The sequence below is a fragment of the Streptomyces sp. NPDC016459 genome (genome assembly GCF_040632845.1).
GTDB lineage: Bacteria > Actinomycetota > Actinomycetes > Streptomycetales > Streptomycetaceae > Streptomyces.
Window position 1 is genome coordinate 161002 of sequence record NZ_JBEYCR010000011.1, and the last position, 23961, is coordinate 184962.

Consider the following 23961-nt stretch of genomic DNA (forward strand, 5'->3'; position numbering starts at 1 on the left):
GCGGGAGGCGGTGGAGGTCATTCCTCCAGAGTGAGACCGCGGCGGAGCCGGGCGAGGGTGCGGGAGAGCAGGCGGGAGACGTGCATCTGCGAGATGCCGAGCTCCGTACCGATCTCCGACTGGGTCATGCCGGTGACGAAGCGGAGGGAGAGGATCTCCCGCTCACGGTCGGGCAGCGAGGCGATCATGGGCTTCAGCGAGGCGATGTACTCGATCCCGGTGAGGCCGTGGTCCTCGTAGCCCAGCCGGTCGGCGATCGCGGCCTCGCCGCCTCCGCCGTCCTCCTCGGTGGGCTGTGCGTCGAGCGAGGCCGCGGTGTAGGCGTTGCTCGCGGTCATGCCCTCGACGACCTCCTCGCGGGCGATGCCGAGTTCCTCGGCGAGCTCGGCGACCGTCGGGGCGCGGTCGAGGCGCTGGGAGAGCGCGTCACCGGCCCTGGCGAGGTCGAGCCGCAGCTCCTGGAGCCTGCGGGGCACGTGCACGGACCACGAGGTGTCGCGGAAGAAGCGCTTGATCTCGCCGATGATCGTCGGCATCGCGAACGTGGGGAACTCGACGCCGCGGGAGAGTTCGAAGCGGTCGATGGCCTTGATGAGGCCGATGGTGCCGACCTGGACGATGTCCTCCATCGGCTCGCTGCGGGTGCCGAAACGGGAGGCGGCGAACTTTACGAGGGCCAGATTGAGTTCGACGAGGGTATTGCGGACATACGAGTGGTCGTGGGTGCCCTCTTCCAGCTCGGCGAGCCGGGCGAAGAGCTGCTTCGAGAGGGCGCGCGCGTCGACCGGTCCGATCCGGTCGAGCGGCTGCTCGGTGAGCTGCCGCGGAAGCCGGACGGTTGCGAGGGAATGGTTCATGGGGTGGCCGGGTAGGTCGAGGGGGACTGCTGCCGACGGCGCGTCGGGGGTACGCGGGGCGTCGAGCCGGGGTGACATGGGTCTCCTTCAGGGTTCTTCTGCTGCGGTGTGCGGTGCCTCCGAAACCGGTCGTGTCGGGTGTTCTCCTCTAGCCCTATCTGCTCGACGCACAAGGTCGCAAGTGTCGACAATCCGTTATGTACGGGTATGAGGGGGACCCCGTGTGCACGGAGGCGCACCTCGCTTGTAGGGTTCGAGGCACGTCAGTCGGCACCCGCGAGAGCGAAAGAGGCACGGCCATGGACCGCGAGAACATCGGCAGCGCAACGCCCGCGCGGCTGCGGGTGGAAGTCCGGACCGTGGACGAGGAGATCGAACTCCTCGCGCCGGTGGGTGAGCTCGATCACCACACCTCCGAACTGCTGCGCGCGCCGCTGGACGACGCGCTCGAAGCGGGCCGTTCGCGGCTGGTCGTCGACTGCTCGGGCCTGGAGTTCTGCGACTCGACCGGACTCAACGTCCTGCTCGGTGCCCGGCTCGGAGCGGAGGCCGCCGGCGGCGGGGTCCACCTGGTCGGGATGCGGCCCGCGGTGGCCCGGGTGTTCCAGATCACGGGTGCGGACGCCGTCTTCACCGTGCACGAGACGCTCGCCACGGCCCTCCCCGCCTGAGGCCCTGCCCGGCTCCCCGGCCGCGCCCTGCCCGCTAGGCCCGGCCCCGCACCGGCCGAACCCCACCCGCACCACCCGCACCGCCCGTACGTCCTGCCCCCTGTCCCGTCGATCGGTGAGGTGAAGCGCTGATGGACCAAGCTTCCGACGTCCGTACGATCGCCCTCGGCGAGACCAGCGGCACCGTGCCGCTCGCCCGCGACTTCACGCGGACCGCGCTCCGCGAGTGGGGCTGGCTCCCGGCCGCCACCGCCGACCGCAGAGCCGCCGCGGAGGACGTCCTCCTCGTCGTCTCCGAGCTCGTCACCAACGCCTGTCTGCACGCCGACGGCCCCGAGAGCCTCCGCGTCCTGCGCCTGGCCAAGGTCCTGCGCCTCGAAGTCACCGACCGGGGCGCCGGCCAGCCCGCGCCCCGCACCCCGCACCGGTCCGGCCGTCCGGGGGGCCACGGCATGTTCATCGTGCAGCGCCTCTGCCTCGACTGGGGCATCGAGCGCACGCCGGGCGCCCCCGGCAAGACGGTCTGGGCCGAACTCGCCTCACCCGTGTAGGACTTCCACAAGTCCACCCGTAGTCCGGCCGGCTCCGAGGGAGGCAGCCTCGCCGAGACCGGCGCCGGGATGGACGGCACCCTGCGCGCCCCCGCCCCGTCGGCGGCACGGTGATCCTGCTCGGCGCCGGGGTGTTCCCGTTCACCCCGTGGGCGCGGCTCAGGAGATGACGGAGGACGGGAACGGCGAAGGCCGCCGCACCGGATCGGTGCGGCGGCCTTCGGGTGAGCGGGGTGGCGTCAGTGGACGCTGCCCATGAGGCCCTGGACCTTCTTGCGGTACATGTAGATCGCGAAGCCGGCGCCGACGGCGAGCGTCGCCTGCATGGCGATGATCCCGGTCCCGTTCAGGTCCACGCCCGCGATGGAGAGCAGACCGGTGGTGCAGTCACCGGCGGTGACGGCGAGGAACCAGACACCCATCATCTGGGAGGCGTACTTCTTCGGCGCCATCTTCGTGGTGACGGAGAGGCCGACGGGGGAGAGGCACAGTTCACCGATGGTCTGGATCATGTAGATCGAGACGAGCCACATCGGGGAGACCAGGGTGCCGTCGCCCGCCATGCTCATCGGGACGATGAAGACGAAGAAGGACGCGCCGACCAGGACCAGACCCATCGCGAACTTCACGATGGTGTTCGGCTCCTGGTTCTTGCGGGCCAGCCACAGCCACAGCCAGGCGAAGACCGGCGCGAGCGCCATGACGAACATGGGGTTGAGCGCCTGGTACCAGGTGGCCGACGGGTCGAAGCCGAAGAGCGTGCCGGTCTTGTCGTCGGCGAAGAGCGACAGGGTGGAGCCACCCTGGTCGTAGATCATCCAGAAGATGGCGGCGGCCACGAAGAACCAGATGTAGCCGTTCATCCTCGACTGCTCGCCCTTGTCGAGGTCCTTGTCGCGCTTGATGCGGACGAGGACGGCGACCGGGATGATCAGGCCGGCGAGGGTGAGCGGGACGAGCGCCCAGTTCAGGGTGAACAGGTCGAGGCCGACGACGGCGCCGTAGAAGACGGCGGTGAGCACGACGACCAGCGAGGCCTTGACGAGGAGGCCCTTGCGCTCCTCGGCGGAGAGCGGGTTCGGGACGACGCTGCTGGTGGGGCTCAGGCTCTTGGTGAAGGCCAGGAAGCAGGCGAGGCCGAGGCCCATGCCGATGGCGGCGAGGGCGAAGCCCAGGTGCCAGTTGACCTTCTCGCCGACGGTGCCGACGACGAACGGCGCCACGAACGCGCCGAGGTTGATGCCGACGTAGAAGAGGGTGAAGCCACCGTCACGGCGCGGGTCGTCCGGGCCGTCGTAGAGGTGGCCGACCATCGTCGAGATGTTGGCCTTGAGCAGACCGGAGCCGGCGGCGACGAGCGCCAGGCCGACGAAGAACATCGCCTGGCCGGGCAGGGCCAGCGAGGCGTGACCGGCCATGATGACGAAGCCGGCGATCGTGACGGTCTTCCGGGCGCCCCAGACGCGGTCACCGAACCAGCCGCCGGGCATGGCCATGAGGTAGACCATCGACACGTACACGGAGTAGATGGCCGTGGCCGTGGCCGCGGTCATCGCGAGGCCGCCGCCCTGGCTGCCCGTGGCCGCGTCCGCGCCGCCGGAGACCAGGTACAGAACGAGAAGGGCCCTCATGCCGTAGTAGGAGAAACGCTCCCACATCTCGGTGAAGAAGAGGGTGGCCAGGCCGCGGGGGTGGCCGAGGAACGTCTTCTCGGAACCAGGGGTTCCGCTCGAAGCCGTCGTCAGGCTGGACGCCATGTCGATCCTTGCTCTGTCGGGACGCGCGCTTTGTGAGCGTGATGCGCCCGGTGGGGGAGGCCGGCACCGGCGGGGGTGGTCGCACCCCCGTCGGGATCCACGCTCCGGGAGACGCGTCGTCGCGTCCCGGAACCCGGCCCACAGGTCGTTCGCCGTCTTCAAGGTTCGGCGAGGCCGACCTCACGCAGAAAGAGGACCTCGGCCCAGAAAACTGGCCAAAGGTCCCCGATCAACGCAACAGACGTCTCGCCACCATACGCCACGACAGGGCGGGATATGGAAGGACTTGAGAGATGGATCACAGGTGAAAGTGCAACCACATGGTCCCATTCCAAGGTCATGTGCAGGATGGCCACAAGATCTCCAAGGGTCACCCGGTCCCTGTCGATCCCGCCCCGCACCGGGACCCGTGCGGACTACCATCACCCCATGACCCGTGTACTGCTCGCCGAGGACGACGCCTCCATCTCGGAACCGCTGGCCCGCGCCCTGCGGAGAGAGGGGTACGAGGTCGAGGTCCGCGAGGACGGCCCGACCGCCCTCGACGCCGGACTCCAGGGCGGAGTGGACCTGGTCGTGCTCGACCTGGGCCTGCCCGGCATGGACGGCCTGGAGGTCGCCAGACGGCTGCGCGCCGACGGGCACGCCGTCCCGATCCTGGTGCTCACCGCCAGGGCCGACGAGGTCGACACCGTCGTCGGGCTCGACGCGGGCGCCGACGACTACGTCACCAAGCCCTTCCGGCTCGCCGAGCTCCTCGCCCGCGTCCGGGCCCTGCTCCGGCGCGGCTCCAGCGAGCCCGCCGCCGCCCCCTCGACCCACGGCGTCCGCATCGACGTCGAGTCGCACCGCGCCTGGATGGGCGAGGAGGAGCTCCAGCTCACCGCGAAGGAGTTCGACCTGCTCCGGGTGCTGGTCCGGGACGCCGGCCGGGTCGTCACCCGCGACCAGCTGATGCGCGAGGTCTGGGACACCACCTGGTGGTCCTCCACCAAGACCCTCGACATGCACATCTCCTGGCTGCGCAAGAAGCTCGGCGACGACGCGGCGAACCCCCGCTACATCGCCACCGTGCGCGGAGTCGGTTTCCGCTTCGAGAAGAGCTGAGCCACCCCCACGCCATGCGCCGCCGACTGATCAACTCCACGCTCGCCGTGGTGCTCGTCGTCATCTCCGTGTTCGGGGTCTCCCTCGTCATCGTCGAGACCCGCACCATCACCAGCACCGCCCAGGAGCGGGTGGACACCGATGCCGTCCGGCTCGCGTCCATCGTCGACAGCCGGCTCATCGGCGGCGAACCGGTCAACCCCGACATCCTCGCCGAGCAGAGCGGCGCCAAGCGGTTCGCCGAGATCCGCATCCCCGGCCGGCCGTCGATCGAGATCGGCACCCGCCCCACCGGGGACGTCATCCGGGGCCTCGCCGAGGGCGAGCGCGGCGAGACCGTGATCGTCGAGGAGTCCCGCTCCACCGTCACCGCCGAGGTGGGCCGGACCGTGCTGATCATCGGCGCCGTGGCCCTCCTCGCCGTCGTCGCCGCCGTCCTCCTCGCCGTACGGCAGGCGAACAAGCTGACCTCCCCGCTCACGGACCTCGCGGAGACCGCCGAGCGCCTCGGCTCCGGGGACCCGCGCCCCCGGCACAAGCGGTACGGGGTGCCCGAGCTGGACCGGGTCGCGGACGTCCTCGACGCCTCCGCCGAGCGCATCGCCCGGATGCTCACCGCCGAGCGCCGGCTCGCCGCCGACGCCTCCCACCAACTCCGTACGCCCCTCACGGCGCTCTCCATGCGCCTGGAGGAGGTGGCCCTCGCCGACGACCTGCACACGGTCAAGGAGGAGGCGACGATCGCGCTCACCCAGGTCGAGCGGCTCACCGACGTCGTCCAGCGGCTCCTGACCAACTCCAGGGACCCCCGGACCGGCTCCGCCATCGCCTTCGACCTGGACGAGGTCGTCAAACAGCAGATCGAGGAGTGGCGGCCGGCCTACCGCAGCGCGGGACGGGCCATCGTCCACTCGGGCAAGCAGGGGATGCGGGCCGTGGGCACCCCGGGCGCGGTCGCCCAGGTCCTCGCGGCCCTGATCGAGAACTCGCTCATGCACGGCGGCGGCACGGTCGCCCTGCGGACCCGGGTCATCGGCAACCAGTCCGTGATCGAGGTCACCGACGAGGGGCCCGGCGTCCCGGCCGACCTCGGAGCGCGGATCTTCGAGCGGGCCGTCAGCGGCCGCAGCTCCACGGGTATCGGCCTTGCGGTCGCCCGCGACCTCGCCGAGGCGGACGGCGGCCGGCTGGAGCTGCTCAGGGAGCAGCCGCCGGTCTTCGCGCTCTTCCTGAGCCGCGAGGTGAAAAGCGTGTCCGACGAGCCGCGCGACCGGCCTGTACGGTGAAAATGCCTGGTCAGACCCGGTCGGGCTGACGGCGGGTCGCCTGCCGCGGGGGCTGCTCCAAGAACGATTCGGCGGCCTGGACCGCCTCCTTCGCGGGCAGCGCGCGGAAGACCCAGGTGCGGTACGACCAGAAGCGGAACAGCGTGGCGATCCCGATGCCGAGGAACTTGAAGAAGTTGCTCGCCAGCGGGCCGTCCCAGCCGAAGCCGTACGTCGCCGCGTAGAGCACGCCGTTCTCGACGACCATGCCGATCACGCTGAACAGCAGGAACAGCGACATCTCCTTGGTCCGGCCGGACTTGTCCCGGTCGCGGTACGTGAAGTAGCGGAACCCCACGTAGTTGAAGACGATGGCGACGACGGTCGCGATCAGGCTGGCCCGCACCATCGGAATCTCCGTGGTGGCCCGGACCAGGTTGAAGACGGCCAGGTTGACCAGGACGCCGAGACCGCCGACCACCCCGAACTTGGCGACCTCGCGGACGAGCAGGTCGAGTCGCGTGCGCAGCGCGCCGGGTTCACTCATGGTGATGGCTCTGTCCCGTCCGTCCGGGTGACGTCCGGATGACGTCAACCCAACCATGCTAACCAGCCGCCCTGTCACCCGCCCGTGTACCTCGTAAACCCCCAGAAACCCGGCCCTCACCCCTGGGTTTCTTGTGTCAAACCACAGCCGGACGCGTGTTCCCTGATGGTGCGGATACCCTAAGAGGGTGACGTTCCCCGTAGTAGGCATGGTCGGCGGCGGGCAGCTCGCCCGTATGACCCACGAGGCGGGCATCCCCCTCGGCATCAAGTTCAAGCTCCTCAGCGACACCCCGCAGGACTCCGCGGCCCAGGTGGTGAGCGAGGTCGTCATCGGCGACTACCGCGACCTGGACACGCTGCGTGACTTCGCGCGCGGATGTGACGTGATCACCTTCGATCACGAGCACGTCCCCACGGAACACCTGCGGGCCCTCGAAGCGGACGGCATTCCCGTCCGCCCGGGGCCCGACGCGCTGGTGCACGCCCAGGACAAGGGGGTGATGCGCGCCAGGCTCGACGAGATCGGCGCGCCCAGCCCGCGGCACCGCATCGTGGCGGACCCCGAGGACGCGGCGGCCTTCGCCGCCGAGGTCGGCGGCTTCCCGATCATCCTCAAGACCGTGCGCGGCGGCTACGACGGCAAGGGCGTCTGGTTCGTCCGTACGCCGGAGGACGCCCGCGACCCGTTCCTCGCGGGGGTCCCTGTCCTCGCCGAGGAGAAGGTCGACTTCGCGCGCGAACTCGCCGCGAACATCGTCCGCTCCCCGCACGGCCAGGCCGTCGCCTACCCGGTCGTGGAGTCCCGCCAGGTAGACGGCGTCTGCGACACGGTGATCGCGCCCGCGCCCGACCTCGACGACGAGCTGGCCGGCCAGGCGCAGGAGCTGGCGCTGCGGATCGCCAAGGAACTCGGCGTGGTGGGCCATCTGGCCGTCGAGCTGTTCCAGACCACGGACGGCCGCATCCTCGTCAACGAACTGGCGATGCGCCCGCACAACTCCGGCCACTGGACCCAGGACGGGGCGATCACCTCGCAGTTCGCCAACCACGTCCGGGCGGTCCTCGACCTGCCTCTCGGCGATCCGCGCCCGCGCGCGACCTGGACCGTGATGTGCAATGTCCTGGGCGGCGACTACCCGGACATGTACGCGGCGTATCTGCACTGCATGGCCAGGGACCCGCAGCTCAAGATCCACATGTACGGCAAGGACGTGAAGCCCGGCCGCAAGGTGGGGCACGTCAACACCTACGGCGACGACCTGGACGACGTGCTGGAGCGCGCCCGCCACGCCGCCGGCTACCTGCGAGGAACGATCACCGAGTGAGCAGCAACAGCACCTCCCCCGTCGTCGGCATCGCCATGGGATCCGACTCCGACTGGTCCGTCATGGAGGCCGCCGCGCAGGCCCTCGACGAGTTCGAGATCCCCTACGAGGTGAACGTCCTCTCCGCCCACCGGATGCCGCGCGAGATGATCGCGTACGGCGAGCAGGCCGCGGACCGCGGGCTGAAGGCGATCATCGCGGGCGCGGGCGGCGCCGCCCACCTGCCCGGCATGCTCGCGTCCGTCACCCCGCTCCCCGTGATCGGCGTGCCGGTGCCGCTGAAGTACCTCGACGGCATGGACTCGCTGCTCTCCATCGTGCAGATGCCGGCCGGTGTCCCCGTCGCCACGGTCTCCGTCGCCGGCGCCCGCAACGCGGGCCTGCTCGCCGCCCGGATGCTCGCCGCGCACGACCCCGAGCTCCTCACCCGCATGACCGACTTCCTGCAGGACCTGAACGACCAGGCGACCGAGAAGGGCAAGCGGCTGCGGGCCAAGGTCGAGGGCGCCGACTCCTTCGGCTTCGGCGGTTGAGCGCCGCCGACCGCCTGGCGGAGGCGCGGGAGCTGCTGGCTTCCGCGCCCGTCGCCGACGGCCACAACGACCTGCCGTGGGCGCTCCGGAAGCACGCGCGGTACGACCTGGACCGCATGGACATCGCCGAGGACCAGACCGGCGCCCTCCACACCGACCTCGCCCGGCTGCGGGCCGGCGGCGTCGGCGCCCAGTTCTGGTCGGTGTACGTGCCCTGCGGGCTCACCGGGGACGACGCGGTCAGCGCGACCCTGGAGCAGATCGACATCGTCGACCAGCTCCTTGAGCGGTACGCGGACGAGCTGGCCCCCGCCCTGACGGCGGACGACATGGAGACGGCCCGGCGGCAGGGCCGTATCGCCTCACTCAAGGGCGCCGAGGGCGGCCACTCGATCAACAACTCCCTCGCCACCCTGCGCGCCCTGCACACCCTCGGCGTGCGGTACCTGACGCTCACCCACAACGACAACAACGACTGGGCGGACTCGGCCACCGACGAACCCCGCGTCGGCGGGCTCTCCGCCTTCGGCCGCGCGGTCGTCCGCGAGATGAACCGCTCCGGCGTGCTCGTCGACCTCTCGCACGTCGCCGCCACCACCATGCGGGACGCCCTCGACGCCACGGCGGCGCCGGTGATCTTCTCGCACTCCTCGGCCCTGACGGTCTGCCACCACCCGCGCAACGTCCCGGACGACGTCCTGGAGCGGCTGCCCGCCAACGGCGGCGTCGCGATGGCCACCTTCGTGCCGAAGTTCATCCTCCCCGCGGCCGTCGAGTGGACCGCGCGGGCCGACGAGAACCTCCGCGCCCACGGCCTCGACCACCTCGACACCACCCCCGAGGCGATGAGGCTGCACCGCGCCTTCGAGGCGGAGAACCCGCGCCCGGTCGCCACCGCCGCCACCGTCGCCGACCACCTCGACCACATGCGCGAGGCGGCCGGCGTCGACCACATCGGCATCGGCGGCGACTACGACGGAACGGCCTTCACCCCGGCCGGTCTCGACGACGTCGCCGGCTACCCGAACCTGATCGCGGAGCTGCTGCACCGCGGCTGGTCCCACCCCGACCTGGCCAAGCTGACCTGGTCCAACGCGGTCCGCGCCCTCCGTGACGCGGAGGCGGTCTCCCGCGACCTGAAGAGCCGTACGGCCCCGTCGAACGCGACCATCGACATGCTCGACCCCGTCGGCGCACCGTAACCGCCCCGTCACCCGGACGGCTCAGTCCGCCGCGCTCCCGCACGGGGCCGGTGGCACGGTGGACGGTACCGCCCCGCCGCACTCGGCGGGGCGGTACTGCATCGCCCGAGTTCGGAGTCAGACCATGGCGGACCTGCTAGACGACCCTCCCAGCCTCTCCACCGCCGCCGCCGGCGAGGCCGGCGCGGCGGCACTCCCTCCTCGTCGTACTCCGGTGCGCTCAGGCGCGCGGGCGGCCCATCGCCCGGTACGTCCAGCCCGCGGCCCGCCAGCGCTCCGCGTCCAGCGCGTTTCGCCCGTCCAGGAGCACGGGCGCCGCGACCAGGTCCACCAGCTCCGCCGGGTCGAGCTCACGGAACTCGCGCCACTCCGTCAGGTGCAGCACCACGTCCGCCCCGCGCACCGCCTCGCGCGCCGTGTCCGCGTACCCGAGGGTCGGGAAGACGCGCCGGGCGTTGTCCATGCCCTTCGGGTCGTAGACGGTGACCTGGCCGCCCTGGAGGTGTATCTGACCGGCCACGTTCAGCGCGGGGGAGTCACGGACGTCGTCCGAGTCCGGCTTGAAGGTGGCGCCGAGGACGGCGACCCGACGGCCGAGGAAGGAGTTCCCGCCGAGGACCTCCCGCGTCATCTCCACCATCTGGCCGCGCCGCCGCATGTTGATCGAGTCGATCTCGCGGAGGAAGGTCAGCGCCTGGTCGGCGCCCAGCTCGCCGGCGCGGGCCATGAAGGCCCGGATGTCCTTCGGGAGGCAACCGCCGCCGAAGCCGATGCCGGCGCGCAGGAACTTGGCGCCGATCCGGTCGTCGTGGCCGATGGCCTCGGCCAGCTTGGCGACGTCACCGCCCGCGGCCTCGCAGACTTCCGCCATCGCGTTGATGAAGGAGATCTTGGTGGCGAGGAAGGAGTTCGCGGCCGTCTTCACCAGCTCGGCCGTCGGGAAGTCGGTCACCACGAACGGCGAACCCTCGCCGACGGGTACGGCGTACACCTCGCGCAGCGTCTTCTCCGCCCGCTCGCCGCGTACGCCGACGACGATCCGGTCCGGGCGCAGGGTGTCCTGCACGGCGAAGCCCTCCCGCAGGAACTCCGGGTTCCAGGCGAGTTCGACACCCTCCGGCAGCACGCCCGCGAGCCGCTCGGCCGAGCCGACGGGCACGGTCGACTTGCCGACCACCAGGGCCCCTTCGCGTACGACCCCGGCGAGGGAGGTGAAGGCGGCGTCCACGTAGCTCATGTCGCAGGCGTACTCGCCGTGCTTCTGCGGGGTGTTCACGCAGACGAAGTGCACGTCGCCGAAGGCGCCCACCTCCTCCCAGGAGGTGGTGAACCGCAGCCGCCCGCTCGAACCCTCGATGCCGGCCACGTGCTTGGCGAGCAGTTCCTCGAGGCCCGGTTCGTACATCGGGACCCGGCCGGAGGACAGCAGCTCGATCTTCTCGGGGACGACGTCGAGGCCGAGCACCTCGAAGCCCAGTTCCGCCATGGCCGCGGCGTGGGTGGCGCCGAGGTAGCCGGTGCCGATCACGGTGATCTTGAGGGCCATGCGGGTCTCCAGTGACGTCGGGCGGAATGCCTGCCCGAGCATAGTCGTGCCCAGGTCGGGGACCCGGGCACGCCCTCCCCTGGTGCTGCCGCTAGGTCACGGGTTCGACTCGACGGTGACCTTCTCGTCGTTCTGGATCTGCGACACCAGCTGCTTCACCTTCGGCATGTCCCACTTGAGCGAGTTCTGCGGTGCCTTGCCCGAGATCGGGATGTTCATGGACTTGCCGTCGCCGCCGCTGATGCCCTTCATGGCGAAGAACATCTTCCCGAGGTCGTACAGCGACATGTCCTTGTCCACGATCAGCGTGTCCAGGCCGGCGCCGAGCGTCGGGTACAGCGCGAACGGGTTGAGGATCGTGCCCGGCGTCGCCGCCTGGTTGGCGAGTGCGGCGAGGAACTTCTGCTGGTTCTTCGTCCGCTGGAGGTCCGACTGGGCGAAGGCGTACCGGGTGCGGACGAAGGCCAGGGCCTGCTCGCCGTTGAGGGTCTGCTCGCCCGCCTGGAAGTCGGCGCCGGACTTCTTGTCCTTGAAGCCCTTCTCGATGTTCAGGTCGACACCGCCGAGCGCGTCCACGATGTTCGCGAAACCGGCGAAGCCGATCTCCGCGTAGTGGTCGATGCGCAGGCCGGTGTTGAACTCGACGGTCCGTACGAGCAGCTCGGGGCCGTCCATGGCGTACGCCGCGTTCAGCTTGGAGCCGCCACGGGCCGGGAAGGACTTGCCGGACTCGGAGCCGACGAAGTTCGGGATCGTCACCCAGGAGTCGCGGGGGAGCGAGACCATCGTGTTCCCGCTGGAGCACGCCGCGAGGATCATCATCGAGTCGGTCCGCTTGCCCTCGGCGGAGCCCGTGCGGAGCCTCTTCTTCTCCTCGGCGGACATGCCCTCGCGACTGTCGGAGCCGACGATCAGATACGTCGTGCAGTCGCCCTCCGCGGGCCGCTCGATGACCTTGGAGAGGTCGACCTCGTTGCGCATCTGCGAGCCGGCCCAGGCGTACGTGCCGATGCCCCAGGCGAGGACGCCGACGACCAGGACGACCGAGCCGACCTTGATGCGCTTGCGCCAGTCCGGCGCGGGACCCCCCGGGCCACCGGCGCCGGTGCTCGGCGCGTACTGCGGCGGCACGGTGCCTCGGCCGCCGCCCTGCGGACCACCGTAGACCTGGCCCGAGCTGTAGCCCGAGTCGTAGCCCGTGCCCTGGGCCTGCGTGAAGTTCGGGTCGGCCTGGTCGTAACGAGGCGGCTGCTGCGGAACCTGCGGGCGCTGCACACGGCTCATGCGGCGAGGACCCTCGGGGTGGGGGTTCGAGCTGCCGCGGCCGTATCCGCCGTCATCGGGCCAGTCATTCATGCGGACCAGTGTGCCGGGCAGGGCTCAGCGGGCGACAGGGCGGGTGGAGCATCGGGCCCGGGCTGTTGCCAAGCTGATGCAAAGCGGACCGGACGGCGACGGCCCGGAGGCCCCGCATATGGTGGACGGCATGACAGATCAGGGCGATATTCCGGGCAAGCCCACCTCCGCCTCCCGCACCACCCTCAGCCACATCATGACCAGCCACGACACCAACCTCCTCGGCACGGTGCACGGCGGCGTGATCATGAAGCTGGTGGACGACGCGGCGGGCGCCGTCGCGGGCAGGCACTCGGGCGGCCCGGCCGTGACCGCCTCGATGGACGAGATGGTCTTCCTCGAGCCGGTACGGGTCGGGGACCTGCTCCATGTGAAGGCCCAGGTCAACTGGACCGGGCGGTCCTCCATGGAGGTCGGCGTCCGGGTCATGGCCGAGCGCTGGAACGAGTCCACGCCCGCCACCCAGGTCGGCTCCGCCTATCTGGTCTTCGCCGCCGTCGACGCGGACGGCAAGCCGCGGCGGGTCCCGCAGGTCGTCCCCGAGACGGAGCAGGACAAGCGCCGCAACCAGGAGGCCCAGATCCGCCGCACCCACCGCCTGGCCCGCCGCGAGGCCATCAAGGACCTGCGCGAACGCCGAGCGGCGGAGGGCTACGAGGACTGAGGACGAAGGCCCGCGAGGCCGGTCACGGACGCGCCACGGCGGTCACGGACGCACCGCCCCGGTCACGGACGCACCGCCCGGCTCACGGACGCGCCACGGCGGTCACGGACGCACCGCCCGGCTCACGGACGCGCCACGGCGGTCACGGACGCACCGCCCCGGTCACGGACGCACCGTCCCGGTCACGGACGCACCGTCCCGGTCACGGACACACCACCCGGTCCCCCGTCACCGCCTCGAACGGGCCCGCCCGGCCCGCCTCCTCCGCCCGGACCGCCCGCACCCCCCGGTAGTCCGCCCCCACCGTCACCCGCAGCGTCCCGCCCCTCCCCGGCACCGCCTTCAGCTCCGCCCCCGGCAACGCCGCCGCGAGGGTCTTCGCCGAGCGGTCCCAGCGCGGGTCGTACTCCACCAGCGTGCGCGCCCGGTCCTTGCCCGGCGCGGTCATCGGCGTCCGCGTGGTGTCGAAGCCGGTCCCGCGCAGCGCGTCGTCGACCTTGCGGCCGAGCCCGTCCGTCCGGGTCCCGTTGTAGACCTGCACCCGGACCGTGCGCGGCGCCACGTCCACCACCTCGGCCCCGGGGGCCTTGTCCGACGAGGCGGGCTTCGCGGGGGTGAGCGGCCGGTCCTCACGTAGCGCCTGGAACAGCTTCTGCGCCTTCGCCGCGTCCCACTTCACCGTCGAACCGATCCCCTTCACGGGGAAGCTCATGTCACCGATCGGCACGGACACGAACTCCGACGACGCCGGGGTGAAGCCGCGCATCGCCCTGGCGAGGGCGAACAGCTGGTCCGTACCGAAGTCCTCGTCGGCCCGCACCGAGCCCAGCATGGCCGTGGCGACCTCCCGGAACCGCACCGGGTTGATCAGCACCCCGCTGCTGCTGATCCGCTCCACGAGCGCCGCGAGGAAACGCTGCTGCCGCTGCATCCGCCCGATGTCGGCGGCTCCGTCGATGTGCCGGGAGCGCACGTACTGGAGGGCCTGCCCGCCGTCGAGCTCATGGGTGCCGGCCGTCAGGTCGAGCCCGGTGTAGGGGTCCTTCATGGGCCGGGTGGTGCAGATCTGCACGCCGTCGACCGCGTCCACGGTCCGCATGAAGCTGGTGAAGTCGACCTCCAGATAGTGGTCGATCTTGACGCCCGTCATCGACTCGACGGTCCGCACGGTCAGCCCGGGACCGCCCTCGGCGTACGCCGCGTTCAGCTTCACCGGATGCGCCTGGTGCTTCTCGCCGCTGATGAGATCGGTGTGCTCGGGCATCTCCGCGTACGAGTCACGGGGCAGGCTCACCACGCTCGCCCGTTCCCGGTCCTCCGAGATGTGCACGAGCATCACGGTGTCGGTGCAGTGGCAGGGCGCGCCGCCGAGCCGGTACTTCTCCTTCTCCTCGGCGGTGATCCTCTCCCGCCCGTCGGTGCCGACGACGAGGACGTTCATCCCGTGCCCGGCCTGCGGCCGGTTCTTCATGTCCTTGAAGGGGTCGACCCGGCTGATCCCGGTGTTCAGACCGGTCACCACCGCGTGCCCGATCCCGCCGGCCGCGAGGACCGTCACGGACAGCGCCATCGCCATCCGCATCCCCCACCGGGGGCGCCTCCGCCGCCGACGGGCCGGCACGGGGCGGGCGGCGGGCCGGGTACGGGGCGTGCGGGGCGGTGTGGGCACGGACGGACACCTCCGCGGGTGTGACAAGGGGAACCGTGAGCACCGTAGGCCCATACGATCAGCGCAAGGGCCCACCACCCGTGCGGCGCGCACCGCTGTCCCCCATTCGCGGTAACGTGGCGGACGATGAACGCCACGCCCCCCGTCTCCGTGATCATGCCGGTCCTCAACGAGGAGCGGCATCTGCGCACCTCGGTTCGTCACATCCTGGAGCAGGAGTACGCCGGCGAGATGGAGGTGGTGATCGCGCTCGGCCCGTCCACGGACCGGACCGACGAGATCGCCGCCGAACTCGTCCGCGCGGACCCCCGCGTCACGACCGTGCCGAACCCCACGGGCCGTACCCCCGCCGCCCTCAACGCGGCGATCAAGGCCTCACGTCACCCGATCGTGGTGCGCGTCGACGGCCACGGCATGCTGTCCCCGAACTACATCGCCACCGCCGTCCGGCTCCTGGAGGAGACCGGCGCGCAGAACGTCGGCGGTGTCATGCACGCCGAGGGTGAGAACGCCTGGGAGGACGCGGTCGCCGCCGCGATGACGTCGAAGATCGGCGTCGGCAACGCGGCCTTCCACACGGGCGGCGAGGCGGGCCCCGCGGAGACCGTGTACCTGGGCGTCTTCCGGCGCGAGGCGCTCGAACAGCAGGACGGCTACAACGTGGAGTTCATCCGCGCCCAGGACTGGGAGCTGAACTTCCGCATCCGCGAGGCCGGCGGTCTGATCTGGTTCTCGCCGGAGCTGCGCGTCCAGTACCGCCCGCGGCCCAGCGTCCGCGCGCTCGCCAAGCAGTACAAGGACTACGGCCGTTGGCGCCATGTGGTGGCCCGCTACCACCCCGGCTCCATCAACCTGCGCTACCTGGCCCCGCCGACCGCCGTCTGCGCCATCGCCGCGGGCCTGCTCGTGGGCGCCACCCTCACCCCGCTCGGCTTCGTGATCCCGGCCGGCTACCTCGCCGCGATCACGGCCGGCTCGGTCCCGGCGGGCAAGGGCCTGTCGCTCAAGGCCCGCCTCCAGATCCCGGTGGCGCTCGCGACGATGCACATGTCCTGGGGCTACGGCTTCCTGACGAGCCCCCGCTCCCTCGCGAGGAAGGTCATCGCGAGCCGCCGCCCGGCCGTGAGGACCGGCGAGGCCGAGACGGTCTGACCCGCTCCCCGGACACACGCCGACGGCCGGGCCCCTCCACGGGGGTCCGGCCGTCGGCGTCCGCGGTGCGGGGGGTCAGCTCTTGCTCTTCCCGTCCCACCTGTAGACCGAGTAGATGTCCATGCAGGTCGCCTTGTCGTCGGCGCCCTCGGGCAGGTCGCCGGCGACGGCCGTCGGCTTCTTGTACGTGGCGCCCTCGCGCCAGTCGGCGCCGACGACCAGGGTGATGCCCTCCACCTCGGCGTCGGGCCGCACCTTGGTCTCCGGCAGTCCGAGGGCCTTCGCCACGGACACCGCGTTCGCCCGGCCCTGGTCGCCGTCGGCCTTCGGGTACATGACGACCGAGTCCTCGCGGGGCTGCGGCTCCTTGGAGGCCTCCGCCTGCGTGAAGCCCTTGCCCGTCAGGCTCTCGGTGACGGCCTTGGCGCGTCCCTCGACGGGCGCCTCGTTCGTTCCTGCGGTTCCGTTGACGACGGTGACGGCGAAGGAGCCGGGGGCCTCGGCGGTGGCCTTGGGCGTCGCGGGCGTGTCCGGCGTCGGCTTGGTCGCGGCCGGCTTGCCGTTCTTGTCGAAGGCGATGTCGTCACGGAGCATCGCCCACATCTTCTCCGCCGACGAGGTGACCATCTGGAGCTTGTTCCGGTTCTGGGACCACTCGACCGTGGGGACCGTCGCCGTGGTCAGACGGTTCATCTTCACGTTCTTGAGCTGCATCGACAGGTCGAAGAGCTTCTTCACCGACTTCAGTTCGTCGGAGACCTGGAGCGCCTTGGTGGCCGTCTCGGCAAGGCCCGTCAGCTGCCCGGTGTCGCTCCAGGCGTTCTGCTTCTGGAGCTTCTCGACCATGCCGTTGATGTACATGTGCTGGGCCTTGGCCCGGCCCTGGTCGTTGCCGAAGGCGTGCCGGGTACGGAGCCACTGGAGGGCCTGCGTGCCCTGGATCTCCGTGGTGCCCGCGGGCAGCTGCAGGCCCGAGCCGCCCTTCACCCGCCGGGTCGACCTGTCCCAGACGCCGGTCTTCACGCAGACGGGGACGCCGCCGACCTCATCGGCCATCGCCACCACGCCCGCGAAGTCGATCATCATCCAGTGGTCGATGTAGACCCCGGTGATGCTCTCCCAGGTGGTGAGGGTGCAGCCGGGACCGCCGCGCCCCAGCGTCTCGTTGATCGGTTCCGTGGTCGTCGCCCGGTAGATGGAGCCGTCCTCGCCCTTGCACTCCGGGATGGGCACGATCGTGTCGCGCGGGATGGTGACGATGGAGGCGTGCTGCCGGTCGGCGGAGACGTGCAGCAGCATCTGCACGTCGGCGAGGGGCTTCGCCTGACGGAGGTTCTTGCCGCCGCCGAGCGCCACGTTCTTGGCGTCCGCCCGGCTGTCGGAGCCGATCAGGAGGATGTTCAGCGGGGTGTCGCCGAGCGCGTTCGGTGCGGCCTTCTTCACACCGCTGTCGCCGCCCGCGCGCGAGCCGCCGCGGATGTTGCCGTTCAGGTGCTCGTAGTACAGGTATCCGGCGCCGGCCGTGCCGAGTATCAGCACCGACATCGTGATCGCGACCCAGCGCAGCACCTTGCGCTTGCCGGACTTCTTGGCGCGACGGCGTGCGGCGGCGCGGCCACCCGCGCCCGTACCGCCACCCGACCCCGTACCGCCGGTGTCGCCGGCGCCGGTTCCGCGGCGGCGTTCGGCGCGGGTCGACGCGGGCGCGTCGGTCCGGGCCGCGTTCTCCTCGGAAACGTCGTCCCCGGCGCCGGTGACCTCACCGGCGCCGTGCAGGTCGTCGTCCCAGCCGCGTTCACGGGCGCGCGGAACGCGTCCCCGCGTTCCCTCCCCACGCACGCTCTTCTGTCCCACCCCAGGTCCCCTCGTCAGTCAGGAGTGCGCGGAGACCCGGTGTTTCCGGGTCACTTGGCGCACACCTGCTTGTCAGCTTCTACCTTGTCGACGGCCGGCGCCTTCGTCGGACCGTTGATGGGCACCCCCGCGCCCTTGAAGTCGGCGCCGAGGACGAGCGTCATGGGCTCGCGTTCCCCGGCGTCCTGCGTGCCCGGCTTGAGCGCCGTGGCCGCCAGACCCATCATGTCCGCGAGCGCGCGGGCCTGATCGGCCTGGTTCGGTGCGTAGGTGAGCGTGGTCTTCGCCGCCTTCTCGGGGGCGTTGCTCTTGTTGGTGGAGCGGTTCACGCCCTGCTCGTTCTGCAGCCAGTTGATGGTCGACTGGGCCGCGCCCGTGATGCCGCTGCCGTTGTAGACGTCGACGCGCACGTCGGCGGCCGCGGCACGCGGTCCCTGGAGAAGCTTCGCCTGGGCCTGCGCCTGGGCGTCCTTCGCGTCCTGGGTCTTCTTCTTGACCGCGGTGAGCGAGACGTCGGCCTGCAGTGCGGCGAAGAGCTGCGGTGCCTGCGTCGGATGCGGCACCACGGTGATCGGCTTCGGCTCGGCCGGGTTGTCGACGACCGGGAGGGTCGCGAACGAGATGTTCTTCGTGTCGATCCCGGAAAGCTCCTTGCCCAGGTCCTGGAGCTTGGAGAGGGAGCCTATGCCCTTGTCGACGGTGAGCGCGTTCGTCGCCGCCTGGGCGAGGTCGAGGAGCTTGGTGGGGCTGGTGAGCGTCTCGTCCGACTTCATCTGCCGGATCATGGAGCCCAGGAACTGCTGCTGGATCTTGATCCGGTCCAGGTCGCTCTTGTTGCCGAAGCTGGAGCGGGTACGCACGAAGGCGAGGGCCTGCTCCCCCTCGATGACCGACTCGCCGGCCGGCAGCTTCAGGTGCGACTTGGGGTCGTCCACCGCCTTCTCGACGCAGACCTTCACGCCGCCGACGGCCGAGGTCAGCTCCTTCACGGCGTTGAAGTCGACCATCATGAAGTGGTCGACGGTCAGGCCGGTCAGCTCCTTGACCGTGCGCATGGTGCAGCCGGGGTCGCGGCCGTCCTGGCCGAGGCTCACGTTGAACCGGGCCTGCTGCTGGGCGGGGATCGTCAGGATCGACCCGTCGTCCTGCCGGGACTGGCACTCGGGGATCGTCGTCATCAGGTCGCGCGGGATGGAGACCGCCGTGGCGTTGGTGCGGTCCTTGGAGACGTGGAAGAGGATCGTGGTGTCCGCGTGGCCGGGGCTGTTCTTGTCGCCGTAGCCGCCGTTGCCCTCACCGGTCCGCTTGTCGGTGCCGATGATCAGGATGTTGAAGGCCTCGCCCTTGCGGAAGCCCTTGCTCTCCATGCCGACGGTGTCGACGACGTCGATGTTGCCGTCGAGGTCCTTGTAGAGCATGTACGCGCCCGTCGCGCCCCCCACGAGCACCAGGGCCATCGTGCCCCCGGTCCACAGCAGGACCTTCTTCTTGCGGGACGCGCCCTGCTTGCGCTTGCGGCGGCTCGCGGGCGGCTGGGGTGTTCCGCCGCCCGGCTCGGTGACCCTGCGGCGGCGCTGCCCGGGAACAGGTGCCTCGGCGGGGGTGTCGGACGGGGCGGGAGCGGGAACGGTGGATCTACGGGGCCTCGCCGGAGCCTGCTGGGCCGTCGACTGCCCTGCGGAGTGGTCCAGTCGCAGTTCGTAGTTGCCGGTCTGCGGGTTGAGCACCCACTGGTCGGCGGGGTCGATCTCGTCCGCCCGTCCACGGCTGTGCGCGTCCACGGTTACTCGAGTCCTCCGTCGGTGCCACGCGAGGCGCCTTCCCCACCGGGCGCCGCTCTCTCGGTCGTTCGATCCTTGGTGAGTGCGACCACGCGTCGGGGTGCACCGGATCGCGTCACACTATCCGCCCAGTTCAGCGTGGGGCGACGCGCGTGACAAATTCCACCCCCCTTACAACCGGGCAATTTGCTCAAACCTCATCGCTCCCCGCCCTCCCCTTGGTGTGGCCTTTACCCACCCGTCCCCAGGGCCCCTCCGAGGCCCCCCTCCCGCCGGTGCCCACCGTCGGCCCGGTCTCGCGAGCCCCCTAGGAGCACACCCCTTCCGCGGCGTTCCGACCGGTGAACGTCGGGGTCACCGCGGGTGTCGGGGTGTCCGCGTCATCCGGTTTCCCGTCCGTGCCGCCGTCCTGCCCGTCGGGGTCCTTCCCGCCCGGCGTGACCACCACGGGCCGGTCCTCCCGTAGCTGCTTGAAGAGTTGACTCGCCGCCGGCTGTACCAGTTCGTCCCGGTTCGCGTCGTATCTGTACGGGCGGCGGGGGACCGTGAGGAATTGCACCTTCTCCGTCGGTACCGCCCGCATCGACCGCGCCAGGTCGTAGAGGTCCCGCAGCGAGTCGAGCCCCGCGTCGGTGGTGATCGCCCTGGTGGCCGCGTCCAGGACCGGATAGAGCTTCGTCGGGTTGAGCAGCACCCCGTCGCTCTGCACCTTGCTGACCAGGGCGCCGAGGAACTGCTGCTGGCGGTCCATGCGTTCCGTGTCGCTGCCGTTGCCGATGGACTTCCGGGCCCGTACGAAGCCGAGCGCCTGCTCCCCGCGGAGCGTCTGGCGGCCCGCCGGCAGCTTCAGTTTCGCGTCGTGGTCGTCCACCGGCTCCTTGAGGCAGACCTCCACGCCGTCGACCGCGTCCACCATCTTCTTGAAGCCCCGGAAGTCGATCACCATGTGATGGTCCACCCGGATCCCGGTCAGCTTCTCGACGGTACGGATCGTGCACGCCGTACCGCCGAACTCGAACGCCCAGTTGAACTGCGCGGACTGCTCACCGGTCCGGGTCCCGTCACCCTTGGGGCAGCTCGGGATCGTCACCATCAGGTCGCGGGGGAGGGACACGGCGGTCGCGCTCGACTTCCCCGCCGACAGGTGCAGCAGGATCGTCGTGTCGGAGTGCTGGGTCCCCTTGTCCCTGCCGTACTGGCGGTTCCCCTCGCCCGCACGGGTGTCCGAGCCGATCAGCAGGATGTTCCGGGCGGCCGACACGACCGCGGCCGGGCGCTCCTTCTCGTACTTCCGGAGCTCGGCGGCGGCGGTGGTGTCCGTGGTGATGTTGCCGTCGAGCTTCCGGTAGAACCACCAGCCGATCCCGGCCGCGGCCAGCACCACGAACGAGACGCCCAGGGCCGTCCACCGCAGCCAGTGGCGCCGGCGCGGCTCCTCCGGCGCGCCGGGCGCCGTGCCCTCCGCCTGAGGGGTGTCCCCGTCCGCCGGAGGGGGATCCGGTTCGGCGGGCGTGCCCGCGCGGTCCGTCACGTCTCAGTCCGTCCTTCATGGCGTCGGCGGCACGCCGGGCGGCCGCCGGTCGTGGAAGGAGACGGCCGAACCCGACACATGGTTGTACGGAAGGAGTCCACTCCCCCTGGGCCGATCATGTACCGGACGGCGCGCCCGGGCCCGGGGACCCGGCGCGTCGCTGGTCCGAACGGGTGCGTCAGACGGCGGTGACCGTCACCCGCTCGCTCTCCACCCGCTTGGCGAGGGCCTCGGGCGCGAGCTGTTCCGCGTTCCGGCACAGGACCACGGAGCCGCCGGCCGCGAGGGGCGCGTACAGACCCGCCGAAAGACCCTTCCAGTCCCCGTACCCGAGCCCGAAGAGCAGCCGGGCGCCGGGGGCGAGGCCGAGCGCCTCCGCGTCGGCGCGGGCCTGCGCGACGAGCTGGGCGCCGCTGCGCTCCGCACCGTCGACGACGAGCGCCGGGGCCTCCGGATCGACCGGTACGAACGGGGCGAACCGGTCGCCCTGGCTCGGTACCTCGACCGCGTAGTCCGCGTATCCGGCGGGCGCGGCCGGGAAGCGGCGGCCCATCGGGGCGAGCGAGAGCGCGATCCGCTCCCCGGAGCAGGCGAGCCCCGCCTCCAGCGCGTCCGGTCCCGCGACCACGAGGTCCGCGTCGGCCGGGTCGCCGCCGACCTCCGCGGTGACCCCCACGGAGGAGCAGGCGAGCAGCCAGACGGCGGTCTGCCAGTGCGCGGGCAGCAGCAGCGCGAGCCGGTCTCCGGGAGCGGCGGACAGTTCGCCCTGGAGCAGGTTCGCCGTCTTGGCCACCCAATTGGCGAAGGTGGCGACGGACAATTCCACCCGCTCACCGGTGGCGTCGTCGTAGAAGGTGACCAAGGGGCGGGCGGGGTCCGCGGCGAGCGCGGATCGCAGCAGGTCGGCGGGGGTGCGGTCGCTGGCGTTCACGCCGGACAGCGTACGCGCGCCGCCGTGCGGGGGTCCGCCGTACCGGTGACGCCGTCCACCGGTCGGCCGACACGCCGTCAGTTCCCGGGCCCGTTCCCGGCGCGCGGAACGGGGCACGGGTACGCACGATCGGCCCATGCGTGCCTCACTCGCCTCCTCGATCGCCGTCAGCTGTGCGGCGGTCCTCGCCCTGCCGGTCTCCCTCGCCGCGCCCGCGGCGGCCGAGGTCCCCCAGGCGCTCGGGCCGCCCTCGTCGCTCTCCGCGCTGCCACCCGCGCCCGACCTCCACGGCTCCACCCAGTCCCTCCCGCTGGAACCGCTGCCCGACGCGTCCGACCGGTCCCTCGGTGGCGGGGCGGACGGGACGGAGACGCAGGGACTCACCCGGCTCGACGTCCAGCCCTTCTCACTCGTCGGCGTCGTGTGGGACGACCCCACGGCCGCCCTGCACGGCACCGTTCAGGTCCGCACCCGGGCCACCAGCGGCGGCGCCTGGTCGCCGTGGCAGGACGTGGAGACCCACAACGACGACCACGGCGCCGACCCCGACACCGCGGAGGGCGCCGGCCGGGCCCGCAAGGGCTCCACGGCCCCGCTGTGGGTGGGCGACTCGGACGGCGTCGAGATCCGCGTACGAGGGGAGGAGCCGCTCCCCGAGGGCCTGCGCCTGGAACTGGTCGACCCGGGCGAGGGCCCGGCGGAGGCCGCCCCCGAGACCGCTCCGGAGACTCCTCCCGAGGTCACCCCGGTGGGCGTCGCGGCGGCGGCCGCTCCCGACGTCGCCCCCGCGGCGCGTACCGCTGTGGCCGCCCTGGTCCAGGCCGGGCTCGGCGCGGCGGAGGCGGCGGTCAGCGCGGTCAACGCCCAGCTCGCCCCGTACGGCGCGGCCTGGATCCCGGCCCTGTCGAAGGAGGCGACCGCGTTCACGGTCCCGTACGCGCCGTACACGCCGTACATGGAGCCGGCGGAGGCAGGGGAGCCGGCCGAGGTGGTGGAGCCGGCGGAGGCCAAGGAACCGGCCCTGCCCGAGGCCCAGGCCGCCGCCAAGCCGTACATCGGTCCCCGACCCAAGATCATCACGCGCAAGGGCTGGGGCGCGGACGAGAAGATCCGCGAGAAGGGCTTCGTCTACACGAAGAGCATCAAGGCGGCCTTCGTGCACCACAGCGCGACCGGCAACAACTACACCTGCGCCCAGGCACCCTCCGTCCTGCGCGGTATCTACCGCTACCACGTCCTGAGCAGCGGATGGCGGGACTTCGGCTACAACTTCGCCGTCGACAAGTGCGGAAACATCTACGAAGGACGGGCGGGGGGAGTGGCCAAGCCGGTCCTCGGCGCGCACACCCTCGGCTTCAACACCAACAGCATGGGCATCGCCGTCCTCGGCACCTTCAGCAAGACCACTCCGCCGGCCGCCGCGGTGACCGCCGTCGCCCGCCTGACGGCCTGGAAACTCGGTCTGCACGGGGTGAACCCGAAGGGAACGTCGTACCTCGTCTCAGGAGGCGGGAACCTGTACGCGAAGGGCAAGAAGGTCCGGTTCAACGCCATCGCGGGACACCGCGACGGATTCGCGACGGAGTGCCCCGGCGTACGGCTGTACGGCAAGCTCGGGACGGCCCGCACGAGCTCGGCGAAGTACCAGGGGAGGCGCTGA

The 23961-nt window shown here is 71.2% G+C and carries 20 protein-coding genes; 10 read left to right on the plus strand and 10 right to left on the minus strand.

Going from position 1 to position 23961, the window contains the following annotated elements; translation table 11 throughout:
* Nucleotides 1-17: 17 nt before the first annotated feature.
* The gene (locus ABZ567_RS24730) at nt 18-935 is read right to left on the minus strand and encodes an RNA polymerase sigma factor SigF (protein WP_360793499.1); all 918 of its coding nucleotides are present in this window, start codon (nt 933-935) and stop codon (nt 18-20) included.
* A 221-nt stretch (nt 936-1156) separates the two neighbouring features.
* Between ABZ567_RS24730 and ABZ567_RS24735 the strand changes: the two genes are divergently transcribed.
* A complete protein-coding gene (locus tag ABZ567_RS24735; protein WP_360793501.1) occupies nt 1157-1528 on the plus strand; it encodes an STAS domain-containing protein in 372 nt (123 codons plus the stop codon).
* A gap of 131 nt (nt 1529-1659) precedes the next feature.
* A complete protein-coding gene (locus tag ABZ567_RS24740; protein WP_360793503.1) occupies nt 1660-2079 on the plus strand; it encodes an ATP-binding protein in 420 nt (139 codons plus the stop codon).
* Between the two features lie 239 nt (nt 2080-2318).
* On the opposite strand, the gene ABZ567_RS24745 is transcribed toward ABZ567_RS24740, so the two are convergent.
* A complete protein-coding gene (locus ABZ567_RS24745; RefSeq protein ID WP_360793505.1) occupies nt 2319-3836 on the minus strand; it encodes an oligopeptide:H+ symporter in 1518 nt (505 codons plus the stop codon).
* A 429-nt stretch (nt 3837-4265) separates the two neighbouring features.
* On the opposite strand from ABZ567_RS24745, the gene ABZ567_RS24750 reads away from it, so the two are divergent.
* Nucleotides 4266-4943, plus strand: a complete 678-nt coding sequence (locus ABZ567_RS24750) for a response regulator transcription factor (protein ID WP_360793507.1) — start codon at nt 4266-4268, stop codon at nt 4941-4943.
* 14 nt (nt 4944-4957) lie between these two features.
* Nucleotides 4958-6229 carry an ATP-binding protein gene (locus ABZ567_RS24755; protein ID WP_360793509.1) on the plus strand — a complete coding sequence of 424 codons (1272 nt, stop codon included), beginning with the start codon at nt 4958-4960 and terminating at the stop codon, nt 6227-6229.
* A gap of 10 nt (nt 6230-6239) precedes the next feature.
* On the opposite strand, the gene ABZ567_RS24760 is transcribed toward ABZ567_RS24755, so the two are convergent.
* The gene (locus ABZ567_RS24760) at nt 6240-6755 is read right to left on the minus strand and encodes a GtrA family protein (protein ID WP_360793511.1); all 516 of its coding nucleotides are present in this window, start codon (nt 6753-6755) and stop codon (nt 6240-6242) included.
* Nucleotides 6756-6942: 187 nt separating this feature from the next.
* On the opposite strand from ABZ567_RS24760, the gene ABZ567_RS24765 reads away from it, so the two are divergent.
* The 3 genes from ABZ567_RS24765 to ABZ567_RS24775 are packed head-to-tail and all read left to right on the plus strand — an operon-like array spanning nt 6943 to nt 9817.
* The gene (locus ABZ567_RS24765) at nt 6943-8082 is read left to right on the plus strand and encodes a 5-(carboxyamino)imidazole ribonucleotide synthase (protein ID WP_360793513.1); all 1140 of its coding nucleotides are present in this window, start codon (nt 6943-6945) and stop codon (nt 8080-8082) included.
* Nucleotides 8079-8615, plus strand: a complete 537-nt coding sequence (purE, locus tag ABZ567_RS24770) for a 5-(carboxyamino)imidazole ribonucleotide mutase (RefSeq protein ID WP_360793515.1) — start codon at nt 8079-8081, stop codon at nt 8613-8615. Before ABZ567_RS24765 ends, purE begins: the two co-directional genes overlap by 4 nt.
* On the plus strand, nt 8612-9817 hold the full coding sequence (locus tag ABZ567_RS24775; protein ID WP_360793517.1) for a dipeptidase: 1206 nt from the start codon (nt 8612-8614) through the stop codon (nt 9815-9817). The genes purE and ABZ567_RS24775 overlap by 4 nt, the downstream gene beginning before the upstream one ends.
* A gap of 220 nt (nt 9818-10037) precedes the next feature.
* On the opposite strand, the gene ABZ567_RS24780 is transcribed toward ABZ567_RS24775, so the two are convergent.
* Together ABZ567_RS24780 and ABZ567_RS24785 are read right to left on the minus strand one after the other, a co-directional pair.
* Nucleotides 10038-11363, minus strand: coding sequence for a UDP-glucose/GDP-mannose dehydrogenase family protein (locus tag ABZ567_RS24780; RefSeq protein ID WP_360793518.1), 1326 nt, complete (start codon nt 11361-11363; stop codon nt 10038-10040).
* Nucleotides 11364-11459: 96 nt separating this feature from the next.
* A complete protein-coding gene (locus ABZ567_RS24785) occupies nt 11460-12719 on the minus strand; it encodes an LCP family protein (RefSeq protein ID WP_360793520.1) in 1260 nt (419 codons plus the stop codon).
* A 118-nt stretch (nt 12720-12837) separates the two neighbouring features.
* On the opposite strand from ABZ567_RS24785, the gene ABZ567_RS24790 reads away from it, so the two are divergent.
* Nucleotides 12838-13383: an acyl-CoA thioesterase gene (locus ABZ567_RS24790; RefSeq protein WP_360793522.1), complete on the plus strand. Its 546-nt coding sequence runs from the start codon at nt 12838-12840 to the stop codon at nt 13381-13383.
* A 202-nt stretch (nt 13384-13585) separates the two neighbouring features.
* On the opposite strand, the gene ABZ567_RS24795 is transcribed toward ABZ567_RS24790, so the two are convergent.
* A complete protein-coding gene (locus tag ABZ567_RS24795) occupies nt 13586-14965 on the minus strand; it encodes an LCP family protein (RefSeq protein ID WP_360793581.1) in 1380 nt (459 codons plus the stop codon).
* Between the two features lie 213 nt (nt 14966-15178).
* On the opposite strand from ABZ567_RS24795, the gene ABZ567_RS24800 reads away from it, so the two are divergent.
* Complete coding sequence (locus ABZ567_RS24800) at nt 15179-16204, plus strand: glycosyltransferase family 2 protein (protein ID WP_360793524.1); 1026 nt, start codon at nt 15179-15181, stop codon at nt 16202-16204.
* A gap of 75 nt (nt 16205-16279) precedes the next feature.
* Here the strand turns inward: ABZ567_RS24800 and ABZ567_RS24805 are convergent, their stop codons facing one another.
* The 4 genes from ABZ567_RS24805 to ABZ567_RS24820 all read right to left on the minus strand — a co-directional run bounded on the left by ABZ567_RS24805 (nt 16280) and on the right by ABZ567_RS24820 (nt 22301).
* The gene (locus ABZ567_RS24805) at nt 16280-17749 is read right to left on the minus strand and encodes an LCP family protein (RefSeq protein ID WP_360793583.1); all 1470 of its coding nucleotides are present in this window, start codon (nt 17747-17749) and stop codon (nt 16280-16282) included.
* 359 nt (nt 17750-18108) lie between these two features.
* The gene (locus ABZ567_RS24810) at nt 18109-19839 is read right to left on the minus strand and encodes an LCP family protein (RefSeq protein WP_360793526.1); all 1731 of its coding nucleotides are present in this window, start codon (nt 19837-19839) and stop codon (nt 18109-18111) included.
* 307 nt (nt 19840-20146) lie between these two features.
* The gene (locus tag ABZ567_RS24815) at nt 20147-21370 is read right to left on the minus strand and encodes an LCP family protein (protein WP_360793528.1); all 1224 of its coding nucleotides are present in this window, start codon (nt 21368-21370) and stop codon (nt 20147-20149) included.
* Nucleotides 21371-21548: 178 nt separating this feature from the next.
* Nucleotides 21549-22301: a TIGR03089 family protein gene (locus tag ABZ567_RS24820; protein WP_360793530.1), complete on the minus strand. Its 753-nt coding sequence runs from the start codon at nt 22299-22301 to the stop codon at nt 21549-21551.
* A 136-nt stretch (nt 22302-22437) separates the two neighbouring features.
* Here ABZ567_RS24820 and ABZ567_RS24825 point away from each other — a divergent pair, with 136 nt between their 5' ends.
* Nucleotides 22438-23961, plus strand: a complete 1524-nt coding sequence (locus ABZ567_RS24825) for an N-acetylmuramoyl-L-alanine amidase (RefSeq protein WP_360793532.1) — start codon at nt 22438-22440, stop codon at nt 23959-23961.